The 12,027-nt window shown below is 48.0% G+C and carries 7 protein-coding genes and 1 pseudogene; 5 read left to right on the forward strand and 3 right to left on the reverse strand.

Annotated elements, in window-relative coordinates; all coding sequences use genetic code 11:
* The 3 genes and pseudogenes from INF86_RS18615 to INF86_RS18625 form a co-directional block, all read right to left on the reverse strand.
* Positions 1–229, reverse strand: a pseudogene (locus INF86_RS18615) (hypothetical protein); the annotation flags it as partial.
* Positions 229–1,836 (reverse strand): type I restriction-modification system subunit M, encoded by a 1,608-nt coding sequence (locus INF86_RS18620; RefSeq protein ID WP_063948601.1) that lies wholly within the window; start codon positions 1,834–1,836, stop codon positions 229–231. The pseudogene INF86_RS18615 and the gene INF86_RS18620, both read right to left, overlap by 1 nt.
* A gap of 47 nt (positions 1,837–1,883) precedes the next feature.
* Positions 1,884–2,456: a restriction endonuclease subunit S gene (locus INF86_RS18625; protein WP_193543791.1), complete on the reverse strand. Its 573-nt coding sequence runs from the start codon at positions 2,454–2,456 to the stop codon at positions 1,884–1,886.
* Positions 2,457–2,690: 234 nt separating this feature from the next.
* Here INF86_RS18625 and zorA1 point away from each other — a divergent pair, with 234 nt between their 5' ends.
* The 5 genes from zorA1 to INF86_RS18650 all read left to right on the forward strand — a co-directional run bounded on the left by zorA1 (position 2,691) and on the right by INF86_RS18650 (position 11,743).
* Positions 2,691–5,246, forward strand: a complete 2,556-nt coding sequence (zorA1, locus tag INF86_RS18630) for a type I Zorya anti-phage system protein ZorA1 (RefSeq protein WP_193543792.1) — start codon at positions 2,691–2,693, stop codon at positions 5,244–5,246.
* Between the two features lie 11 nt (positions 5,247–5,257).
* The gene (gene zorB1 / locus INF86_RS18635) at positions 5,258–5,995 is read left to right on the forward strand and encodes a type I Zorya anti-phage system protein ZorB1 (RefSeq protein ID WP_063948595.1); all 738 of its coding nucleotides are present in this window, start codon (positions 5,258–5,260) and stop codon (positions 5,993–5,995) included.
* Positions 5,992–7,785: a type I Zorya anti-phage system protein ZorC gene (gene zorC / locus INF86_RS18640; RefSeq protein ID WP_193543793.1), complete on the forward strand. Its 1,794-nt coding sequence runs from the start codon at positions 5,992–5,994 to the stop codon at positions 7,783–7,785. The genes zorB1 and zorC overlap by 4 nt, the downstream gene beginning before the upstream one ends.
* On the forward strand, positions 7,785–11,024 hold the full coding sequence (gene zorD, locus INF86_RS18645) for a type I Zorya anti-phage system protein ZorD (protein WP_063948593.1): 3,240 nt from the start codon (positions 7,785–7,787) through the stop codon (positions 11,022–11,024). The genes zorC and zorD overlap by 1 nt, the downstream gene beginning before the upstream one ends.
* Positions 11,025–11,500: 476 nt before the next feature.
* Positions 11,501–11,743, forward strand: coding sequence for a hypothetical protein (locus tag INF86_RS18650; protein WP_154051917.1), 243 nt, complete (start codon positions 11,501–11,503; stop codon positions 11,741–11,743).
* The last annotated feature ends 284 nt before the right edge of the window (positions 11,744–12,027 follow it).

A 12,027-nucleotide genomic window follows, 5' to 3' on the forward strand; every position in this document is an offset into this window, starting at 1 on the left:
TGACATAGGTAACTTTGCCAATTGTACCAGAGCGACCAGTCACTACTCCTGGCCCCTTTACTTTATATTGACGGTGTTTTTTCAATATTCCATTTGAAAAAACAACTGGATAGTCTCCACTCTCAATCTGACTCACTGGGAGGTCATAACCACGCTGTAATGGTGCAAAATCTATTAATTTTTTTTCTTCCATCTTTTTAAAGTTTTTGAACCTCAGTTTCGGCACCATTACTTATTCCCCTCCGTCAACGTAAACGGCGCGTCAATGCCCAACTCCTTACAGAACCCGGCAATGGTCTTATCAATCTCCGCAACTTTCCCTTCCAGGTCGCGGATTTCCTGCGCCACGGCGTTGAGGTCAATCTCTTCTTCCGCTTCAAAAGTATCAACATAGCGCGGAATATTGAGGTTGTAATCGTTGTTACGGATCTCCTCCAAAGTAGCGATATGGCTGTACTTCTCGACAGCTATCCAGTCGTTGTAGGTATCGGCGATTTTGTCGATATGTTCCGGCAATAGGCGGTTCTGAGTTTTCACCTTTTCAAAGTCATTGCTGGCATCGATAAACAGAATGCTGTCGTTGTGCTTACGGCACTTGCGCAGTACCAGTACGCAGGTCGGAATGCTGGTGCCGTAGAAAATATTGGCAGGCAGGCCGATTACTGCATCAATGCAGTTCAGCTTCTCAATCATAAACTGACGAATGTGACCTTCTGCTGCGCCACGGAATAAGACCCCATGAGGCAGAACCACCGCCATAGTGCCGTCATCTTCCAGGTGATGGAACATATGCTGCACAAACGCCATGTCTGCTTTGCTCGACGGCGCTAATTTACCGTACTGTGCGAAGCGGTCATCGTTCATAAACAGCGGGCTGGCGCTCCATTTGGCGGAGAACGGTGGGTTGGCGACGATGGCGTCAAACTTCAGATGCGTGTGCTGCGGGTGCTCCAGCGTATCTTCCTGAATGATCTCAAAATCCGCATAGTGAACCCCGTGCAGGATCATGTTCATACGCGCCAGGTTATAGGTAGTACGGTTCATCTCCTGACCGTAAATTTTACCCACCGACGAGGCTTCGCGTTTTACGCGCAATAACAAAGAGCCAGAGCCACAGGTCGGGTCATAGACGTTTTTCAGCTTCAGCTTGTGGGTGGTTACGATTTTAGCCAACAGGGTGGAAACCGGCTGCGGGGTATAGAACTCCCCGGCTTTCTTACCTGCGCCTGAGGCGAACTGGCCGATCAGGTACTCGTAGGCATCACCCAGAATATCGGAACTCGCTTCGCTCAGGTTAAAGCTCAGTTTGTCGAGCTCAGTGACGACTTTGCCGATCAATTCGTTTTTTGCTTTCGCAGTGTTGCCGAGCTTGCTTGAGCCTAAATCGAGGTCCTCAAACAGGTTGCTGAAGTCATCCGCGGAGTCGGTGCCCAGCGTGCTCTGTTCAATGCTGCGTAGGGTAGTGGTAAGGTCTTCCAGAATAAAGCCAGTACCTGTGCCTTTGGGGTCTTTAGCCACACGCTCAGCCATGGTGTGGAACAAATCCGTTGGCGGCAGGAAATAGCCTAAGGTCTGGATACTGTCTTCTTTTACCGCATCAACGATATCCTGATAAGCCGGATGTTCCGCAGTCAGTTCATTGTACTGAATGCCGTCTTCCGCGAGGATCTTGTTCGCATACGCGACAAATTTTTCTGACAGGTATTTGTAGAAGATAAAACCTAGGCAGTAGTCGCGGAATTCATCGGCATTCATTTTACCGCGCAGGGTATCGGCGATATTCCATAGGCGGCCTTGCAGTTCACTTAAATTTTGCGCTTCAATCTGGGGAGACATAGTTCTTCCTGTTGTTTTTCTTCGTCACGAAAGGGTGACGTAATAAGTCAAATCATACCACTGAGCAGGCTCAGGATCTGTTGTTCACTCAGGACAGCAATCCGCTGCTGATAAAAGCGTTTTTCTCGCGCCGCCAGATAGAGCCCTCCCATCGCTTTTTGCTGTGCGAGTGGCGGGAGGGAGACGGTAAAATTTTTCAGTTCATTAACCGCGATACGCTGTACGACGGTAGAACCCTGGGTGGTCTGAATCCGCTGACGTCGTCCCTCCGGGCTTTCATTGAAATGCCAGAGGAACCACGCGGCATCAATCCGACTGGCATCAACATCCACTTTGACGTAGTTATTACCTAAAATACGCCCGGCATTTTCGGCACTCACACGAACAGCCTTGCCATGGATCAGGCTGATGACAACATCTCCTTTCTGCGTAAGCACAACCTCCTGATGCGTTTTAACCCACTGCTCTTTCTCTGCTGACACAATAGCTGACTGCCAGTCATCGACGAGAAACTGTTCGGTCGCATAGAAACGAAATGCGGGCCCATCTGCACTTTGCTGGATACGGCTGATGTGCGAGCCTGCCGTAAATTGGGCGATATCTTTGTAGCTTCGCGCCATCCTGTAACCCGAATAAATTTAAATTACATTGTCGTTGAGTTGCCAATCATAAGCCTGATGAATTATTTACATCAAGGAATTTAAATTTATTACTCATGCGGTCGATCAATGTTTTTGTGGCTCAGATAACGTTTTATAGCGCCAAAGCTCAGATTTTTCCTATACTGAGCGGGCGGTTTTTCTTTGCTGGTGATTCCCCCTGCAAATGTCTTTTTCTTCACTCAAGGTGTGTAGATGTTTTCGCTGACCTCGTTCCTCGACACGTTAACCTCTGTTAATCCAGAAAATGTGCCGAAATATGTTGCTCTTGTTGTTGCGGTGCTGCTGGTGTGCTTCATTGCCCGCTATGCCATTCCTTCTTTTGTGATTTCAGCCCGCTTTAAACAGAAAGCGAGGGCGATTCAACTGATTGCCAAAGATAAACCGGCCCAGCAACTGGAAAAACTGGATGCATTATTTTCCGGGAAGTTTTTTGCACATCCCTGGAGCGAGTTTAAAGAGTCGCTGCATCGTCAGTTTGAGTTAGATGAAGACAGCGGGCAGAAACGGATCCATAGCATTCGTTCTACCGCCCCAGCTTCCGCTTGGTTCTCTGAACCTTTACTGGTGGAAATTCCACTCTATACGGAAGCCTTTAAGCATTTGCCTGGTATCCTGACTGGGATTGGGATAATCGGGACCTTCTCAGGCCTAATGATCGGTTTGCACCACTTTGACCCCAGCACGCCAGAACAAGTGAGCGCCAGCGTAGCTAACCTTTTGCGTGATGTCCTTTATGCGTTTTTAGGTTCCGCCTTTGCCATTGCTTTCTCCATCCTGGTCACCATGTTTGAAAAGTGGCGTCTGGCGAGATGCTATAAAAATCTTGAGTTTCTGACCGCCAGCATCGACCAGCTTTTTGAAGGCGGTGTCGGCGAAGATTACCTTTCGCAGCTCCTCTCCAGTACCAAAGAAAACACCACTCATGCCAAACAGCTGAAAGATGGTTTGGTCAGCGATTTAAGAGAGATGCTACAGAACCTGGTGGACAGTCAGGTGCGAGAAAATCAGAAACTGGCAGAGACGTTGTCTTCCACCTATCGGGAATCAGGCCAGCAGATTGCGGAGCAGGTTAGCGGCGCTATTGAAACCAGTCTGAAAAGCCCGTTGGACAAAATTGCGGGCGTGGTGCAAACCGCCTCCGGCGATCAGAGCCATCGAGTGCAGTCGATGCTTGAGAACGTCCTTACTGCTTTTATGAACAAAATGGATAACACGTTTGGTCAGCAGTTCACCACGATGCAGGAGATGATGGGCCGTTCTGTGGAGGCGATCCAGAGCATGCAAAGCGGTTTCTCTACCCTGCTGCAGGATATGCGTCAGGCTGGGGATGATTCGCGTCAGGGCAGTGCCCAACTGATCTCTCAGTTACTCAGCGAAATGAAAAGCGGCCAGCAAGAGATGCAGGCGGGTATGAATGACATGCTGCGAAGCCTGCAGGAATCTGTAGCCCGCATTGGCGCAGAAGGTGAAGGCGCCGGCGAACGCATGGCCCATCAGCTGGAAAAAATCTTTGCCGACAGTGAAGCACGTGAAAAAGCGATGGCGGAACAGATGCGTGCCTTTATTGAAGCCATTCAGTCCAATGTTCAACAGGGACAAAATGAAACGATGGCGAAAATGGCGGCCTCTGTGGATACGCTTGGCAGCCATATGGCAACCTTGTTCGCACAACTGGAAAATGGTCAGCAACAACTTAATCAGCAGCAAAATCAGGCACAAAATCTGTTGATGAGCAATATGAGCAAAGGTGTTGAAGATCTTACGCTAAACCTGGCAGGTGTATTTAGTCAGCTTGAGTCCGGACAAAAACAGATGAGCCAGACCCAGGAACAAGGTCAGCGTGCTTTGCATGAAGAGACCCAACAACTATTAGCCCGTAGCGAAGCTCGTGAACAGGCGGCCGCCGAGCAACAACAAGATTTTATGGCTGCTCTGCAACAAACTATGCACTCCGGTCAGGATGCCCTACGAGAGAAAATGACCAGCGGTATCGATCAATTGGGTAGCCAATTGGGCACCCTGTTTGGGCAACTGGAAGAAGGTCAGAAATCCCTTAGCCAGCAACAGCAATTCGCTCAGAATGCTCTGCAACAGGAAGCCCAGAAAATCATCGGCCAGCTTGAGAGTCAGGTTCAGGCGTTAATGCAGATGCTGCGTGAGCAGCAATCCGCATCAGGCGATTTACTGCAACGAATGGCACAAAACACGACGCGTCACCTGGAAGAAATTCAGACTGGAGCCGATAAAATGCGGGTGGCTGCCGATCGCTTTGAAACAGCGGGGAATCGTGTCGCCGAAGCTAATAATCTGACTGCAGACGTTCTGAATGGCACCCAGCAAGCAGGCAGAACCCTTTCCAGCGCCAGCGCTGAGCTGGGCGCATTGATTGCCGATTATCGCAACACCCGTGAGGTTGTGGCTAACGCCATCAGCGCACTAGAAACGCTGATCAATAGCAGCCACGATGAGCAAACATCCCGCAGCCGGTTTGTTGAGGATCTGAAGTCGTATTCCGATCGCCTGCAACAATATAACCGTGAAGCCCAGGAATTCCTCCACAACGTCGCTGATGTGATGGGCACCAGCTTTGAGTCCTTCACCACAGGGGTGGAAAGCGGCCTGAACCGTTCGCTCCAGGAGATGGATACGCAACTGACAAAAGCGGCAGGCGCCTTAAGTTCTTCTGTTGAAATTATCGGTGAAAGCGTTGATACGCTGGAAACCGTGCTCCGTAGTCGTCGCGCGTAAGGAACAAGCTGATGTTTAACCGGGCATTCAATGGCAGGCAGCGTCGTAGTGATGAAGCGGAAAAACCATTCTGGATTTCCTATGCCGACCTGATGACAGCCATGATGGTGCTATTTTTGGTCGTCATGGTGGCATCACTTAGTTCCGTCACACAAAGGATCCAGCAGGCAGAAGCAGGCGAAAAGTCCCGAGGGCATGATATCGCCCGTCTGTGTGAAAAACTTGAGCTACAGGCAAAGAACCTGAATAAAACGATACATGTCGATTGTCACGATAACCGTATTAGTTTTGGCGAAGCAGGGCGTTTTGAACATAACCGCTTTTCGCTTACCCCAGAAGGGCAGCAGGCTTTGCAGGATGTGGTGCCGTTGGTCCTGGATGCGGCAAATAGCGACGAAGGTAAGAAATGGTTTAAACAGATCGTTATTGAAGGGTTTACTGACACGGATGGTTCGTATCTCTACAACCTGCATCTCTCTCTTCAGCGCTCGGAATGGGTGATGTGCAGTCTGCTGGATAGCAGAAGTGCGCTGCAGCAAAGAATTACTGCAGATCAGCAAATCCAGATTCGGAAATTATTTTTGGCGGGTGGCGTGTCATTCAACAATGCGAAAGAGAGTAAAGAAGCCAGCCGTCGTGTCGAATTACGCATGCAGTTCTTTGGCCTGAAAGATAAGAAACAGGACGAGAGTATGGAAGTCGTCCCCGGTATTAGTCAGGAAACCTGCCAACTGGGTGTAGTGCAATGACGTCCGCCATTGAGAAGCTGAAATCACGCCTTCTTCCTTACAGGGAAAAGAATGTGGGGCCGGTTGTGGGGCACCCTTTTACCTATCTACAGCGTGTCATCAGCCAACTTGAAAGAAAGGTAGATGCTCGCGCAGTACAGATGGTGCCTCCTGTGGAGAAACGCAGGCAGGCAATTTCCCGATTGCGTTCTGGAGACACGCCACATCCATCTGAGTGGAAGATGATCTTTTTTGGCCTCAATGACGTAGCAGAGGGAGATCTGTTTGATACAGCACTCATTGATGATGCGGTAAACTTTGCCAAAATTTCGGCTGAAATTCAGAGCAAAATTGCACAACAACGATTAACGCGTAGGGAGTGGCTGGCGTTAAGTACCAGCTACTTTGGACATGTCAGCGATACTCCCGAAGAAAATCCGCAGTGGCTTCAGTTACGCAAGCAGATTGCTGCTGGGTTTAAACAGTTAAAAGAGAGTTCGCCTCGCCCGTTGTCATGGATGACGGTAATCGACACTTATGGCGATATTTTTACCGACAATGCGGGTTTTCTTCTTGGGCAACAGCTCGGACGTGGGGAAATAACCGATATCTCCGTGCTGGAAAAAGTGGCACAGATCCCGCAGACCAGTTGGCTATGGCGCAAAATTGTTAACCATCTGGTGAGCGAGATTTTTCATCAGACTGACGATGAGTTTGAACAAAAAATTAATGAACTAATCGCGTTGAGCCGTCAACTTTCTCGTTTTAAAGATAATATCCTGGCCGCTACACTTACCCGTTATTACCAGTCAATTTTTAAACACCGGACTCACCTTGAACTTAAGCTGTTAGCCCTGAAGTATTGGGGAAACCCTCAGTTAACTAGCCGCAATAAAGGCTGGCAGGTTCATGTCGATAACGCGGTGCTGCTTATGGTACAGGGGTGGTTCGCTAAAGATGACCTGAAACTGTTCTTTGAGTTGCTTAAAGGTAATCGGGATGTCGATCAGGCTCGTCTGTTCTACTGGCTACGATTTGCTAATCAGATGAGTTATACGCGAATTGTGTTGGGTGAAGATGCTCTGCGTTCGAAAGATACCGATTATGTCGAGTTCCGGGCAAAAAATGCCGGGCGATTAAGCCATCTACAAGGCCCCGGTTCTCGCGACAACAATGCTATGATCATGAGAATTGGGAATTATCTTTTTGTCGAGTTTTCGAAAGTGGGAGCAATGTACTCTTACCATATCGATAATGCGCCGTTTAATCCAGAAACAAGCATTCTCGACATTGATTATGATCTTAAAGATAAACGTAATAACCGACGTAAAGTACGACTGCGCTTACCGCATTTGTCTCCGGTAACGCACTATTCGCTTAATCGTATTGAAGGGTGGATGAGCCGCTATGATGAAGAACTTCGTAGACTAGGTATTAACTATGTTGCAGAAGATTCCAATCAACCATCAGCCACTATCGATATCTCCCGCTTTAATGCAGCTCAAAGCGGAGGCGGGTCCGTATTTGCTCCTGCTAAATCAGTGGACAATGAATCAAAATCAAACAGAGAAGAGCAGATCAAAATTATTGCGGCTTCTTTAAAAGCCAAAAAAGAAGCCCAGAATACTACGACTCGAGAACAGCAAATCAGGGAAGTGATACGGTCTGTTGATTGTAAAGTGATGGATAAACGAGGTATGGGTGGAGCAATTCATATCCAGTTCAACGAACCAGATCATGAGGCTGCCAAAAAATTATTAAGCCTCGGGTTTAAACCTGTGCTGGGTAAATTTACGTACTGGAGCAAATAGTGTTCAAAAAATTGTTAGGTAAATTTCTTAATGACAATAAAGTAGCCCCTGCTTCACTCGTACCACTTTATACAATTAAGGAAGAGGGCTTCGCTTTCCCCTTTAGTCTTGCTGATGCTCAGGATAACTGGCTTATCACTTCATGCCTGGAGCAACTCCATGAAGAGGACTATGTATCACATTGGTCGGATTGCTGGTTTATCAGTTGGGATGACTTCTATCGCATTCTGAATAATGAAGATTATGCCAGTAGCCTGGCAATTTTCAACTTCCCTTCACAGCGCAATCTGACAGCTCATCTGGCTGCGACAGGGAGCATCAGTGATGACACTTTTCGTGTTTTCATTGATAAATGGACCCCACCTGACGATTATCGCCCCATAGAGATCACTAACCAGGGAGCCAGCTTTTCCTCCCCGGAAGGCATATTTGTGCTTAGCGAAGAGAACTGGCAGCTTCTGGACTCACTGCAACAACTCAGATTACAACAGCGACAGACACCGGGTGAGACGGTCAATCAAACCGGCTGGGCAAAAATACGTCGATTGGCTAAAAAGGCAGGAGCAAAACTGGATGATTATCTTGCTAAAACGATAGTCATCAGGCCTGAGTCGTTGCAGCTAAAACTGCGAAAATCTCTGGTTGCGGATACCCGCGTGCTGGAAATAGAACCGGTTTTTGACGAACAGCCGGCAAAGTGGCTGCAGAGTTTTGATCGTACACAGCAGGTACAAGATCGTTATCGTGTTTTAGGTGATGACGGTGAATTAAATCACGTCATTCTTTCACCTGAAGTCAAAGATGTGCTTACCTCTGTACATGCCATCACCGGCCGTCGAGTTGCCGGTGATGATGCGCTCTCATTTGTTCGCAATCCGTATACCTGGATTGGCGAAGAAGCTAGCCAAGTACTTGATCCCGATGTATATGAGCAGAATCTACAGGATGCAGGGATCTATTTTTATGATTTCCGTCTGGAGCCTCGGGTTGATGAAAACATGCAGGTTGAGTCTGTTTCGCTGATCCTGATCCCCAGGACTGAACAGCCTGTGCCAGATGAAACATACGTGTTTAATCGGCCGATTGAATTGGCTGCGTTGATTACTGAGTTGGAACAAAAATTAGCGGCGCATCTTCCTGCTGGTGTCTGGCAGGGCTATGACCTCGAGCTGTCCAGATTCACTCAGAATGAATTGCAAGAGTATCAGGCATTGCTGGAAGGCTGGCAGCAACAGGCTGCGGGATTGAATTTTTCTCACGTACTCGATCTCAACAAGTACAGCGATAGGGTCATAGGGATAGGTGAGTTTGAGAAAATCAGTTCACCGTATCTGGCCAAAAGTGAAAGTGAAAATTGGCTTCCAGACAACCTCGCTAAGGAGATGTGTGAAGCCATGTTCTCGGGCTGGGACCTGGATAATCATCAGCATTTTCATGAGCTAGAAACGCGTCTGGAAGATGCAAAAGCCTCTGATGCTCCTGAAGTCGCTATGCCCTGGAACGATAACCTTCTACCACGAGAAGAAGCAGAGGTTTTCCACGAAAAGTGGAAAAAGAAAATCGATGCTGAAACTAGTAATACCGCGAATACTGAGCCGGTGAGTCGCGCTGTCCTGCTGATCGAACAGAATATTGAGCAGGCACTGTATGTCAAACAGCGGCGAACCTCCTTGCTAGAAGCACACTTGGCTGAAGCCGAGCTTCCAATGATTCTTAAGGACTCTATTCAGCTACGTGAGCATCAGTGTAAAGGCGTTGCCTGGCTCCAGCAGTTGTACCTTAAATCCCCAACAGAGACAGCGGGATGTTTGCTGGCAGACGATATGGGGCTGGGGAAAACGTTACAGATTTTAACCTTCCTCATCTGGCATCGTGAGCGTTTCCCGGATGCTCCGCCCTCTCTGATTGTTGCCCCGGTGTCGCTACTCGACAACTGGGAGCGTGAGGTCGGTAATTTTTTCCTGCGCGAGCAGGTATCGATTTTAAAGCTTTACGGCAATGAACTCAGAGAGAAAAAGTGCGCTAAGGAGAGCATCCCTTTGGCGTTAAAGAGCAAGGGGATTAAAAACCTGCTGCAAACTGACTGGGTGGGAAACGCTCAGATCGTACTGACCACATACGAAACATTGCGCGATCAGGAATTTTCATTGGCCCGCCAGCCTTGGTCGATCATGGTTTGCGATGAGGCGCAGAAAATTAAGAACCCGGCAGCCCTGATTACCCAGTCAGCTAAGGCTGTTCAGGCGCAATTCAAAGTCGCGTGTACCGGAACGCCTGTTGAAAATACGCTTGTCGATCTCTGGTGCTTGTTTGACTTTGTTCAGCCAGGTCTCCTGGGCGCACTGAATAATTTTGGCAAAGATTACCTGCGGCCAATTGAGCAGCAGAGTGATGATAAGGTGCTTGAATCGCTACGAAAATTGATAGAACCACAGACACTGCGTCGCACGAAGGAAGAGGTGGCAAAAGATCTTCCGGAGAAAATTGAAGATAAATCCTGTAAGCAGCTCAGTATGTTGCCGCTGCAACGGGATCTCTATACACATTCGGTAGCGAGCTGGCAGAACCAACAGGAAATCAGTGAAGGTCTGGATCAACGTGGTTCAGGGATGCTCGGATTACTCCATCGCCTGAAGCTGATTTGCGCCTGGCCCTATTCCGTGAGTGCAGATTTACGCTTACGCAATGATGCTCCGAAAGTGAAATGGCTTTTGGATACGCTGAATAATATTCGCCAGTCATCAGATGATAAGGTCATTATCTTTACTGAACTACGCGATATTCAACGTGAATTGCAGCATCTGGTCTCGCAGCATTTTGGATTCAAGCCTTTTATCATTAATGGTGATACCAGCACGAAATCCGGAAGTGACCAAAACCGTCAGAGTTTGATCGATAACTTTCAGTCATCGCCGGGTTTTAACGTTATCATCCTATCGACGATAGCCGTTGGGTTTGGTGTCAATGTACAAAAAGCAAATCATGTCATCCATTTTACTCGCTGTTGGAACCCTGCCAAAGAAGATCAGGCAACTGACCGGGCTTACCGCATAGGGCAGCAAAAAGATGTCTACGTTTACTATCCAACTGTGCGTGATAGTCAGTTAATGACTTTCGAAGAGACCCTGGATGAATTACTGAACCGGCGCAGAGCTCTGGCAAGAGATATGCTAAAAGCTTCAGCCGAGCTCACTGCTGCTGATTTTGAAGTGGTACTTACCCAAGCTAATACTAATTAATTGCAAATAAGGCTGGTCAACAATGATGAGAAACTACGGGATTGTAATTGCCACTTTGCTGTTCAGCTTAAATGCAACTGCGACCACTTATCGAACTGATAGCTTCGGCACGACTCGCAATGATAAAGGTAATAGCTGGCGGACAGATAGTTTTGGAACTACCCGTGGCAGTAATGGAAGCGTATCACGTACTGATTCCTTTGGAACAACGAGGGTAACTAACGCTAACGGCGAGAATACAACCTACCGTACCGATTCATTTGGTACCACCCGAGGGAGCGATGGGACGGTATCACGCACTGATAGTTTTGGTACTACGCGAATAACGGATGCTCAAGGAAGTACAACTACATGCCGGACGGATTCGTTTGGCACGACCAGGTGTAATTAGGTTGCTGAATCATTCTGGTCATGATGGCAACAAGCGGTAATTCAGATGAGCGGGAGTTTTCCATGTTAACTGTACGAGTGATTGTATGACACCAGCCAATGATGTTCTGTCCAAACAGATCAGTGAATTAGCATACAAGGGCCAATGGGAGCCTCTGTTAAACGTACTAGAAAAATACCCCTCTTTCATCAATGCTGCCTCGGAAAAAGGCTATACACCTTTGCATCAGGCGGCGTGGCATGGTGCTAAACGTCCGGTTATTGGCAAACTTCTCAGGATGGGGGCTGACAAAACTCTCGCAACGTATAACAAGCTGCAGACCCTTTGATCCTTCACTGTGGCGGGAAATGCGTCAGTCTTTATCGCGAGTTCCCGTCCCAGACAACCGAATTGAGCTCGAAACGATTTTACTCAACTCAGCTCAGTCTATAATGAATGCGACCTTTTCAACCGAGCATGGGGTTTTTGTAAAACGCTTTAGCCACGGTGGAATGAGTAGTGGCTGGGTATCGTTTGAATTCTGGACCACAAATGCAATTCCGGGCATTTTACAACGTGCTGAATGGCTTAGAGAGTCATGGCGATATTAGTTATACACCAAAAGTTTTTAGG

The organism is Enterobacter cloacae complex sp. I1M, from assembly GCF_014982425.1.
GTDB classification, from domain to species: Bacteria; Pseudomonadota; Gammaproteobacteria; order Enterobacterales; family Enterobacteriaceae; genus Enterobacter; species Enterobacter intestinihominis.

Coding starts and splice junctions, on each gene's coding strand:
- INF86_RS18620 (WP_063948601.1), bottom strand. CDS start 1,836: ATGTCTCCCCAGATTGAAGCGCAAAATTTAAGTGAACTGCAAGGCCGC.
- INF86_RS18625 (WP_193543791.1), bottom strand. CDS start 2,456: ATGGCGCGAAGCTACAAAGATATCGCCCAATTTACGGCAGGCTCGCAC.
- zorA1 (WP_193543792.1), top strand. CDS start 2,691: ATGTTTTCGCTGACCTCGTTCCTCGACACGTTAACCTCTGTTAATCCA.
- zorB1 (WP_063948595.1), top strand. CDS start 5,258: ATGTTTAACCGGGCATTCAATGGCAGGCAGCGTCGTAGTGATGAAGCG.
- zorC (WP_193543793.1), top strand. CDS start 5,992: ATGACGTCCGCCATTGAGAAGCTGAAATCACGCCTTCTTCCTTACAGG.
- INF86_RS18650 (WP_154051917.1), top strand. CDS start 11,501: ATGACACCAGCCAATGATGTTCTGTCCAAACAGATCAGTGAATTAGCA.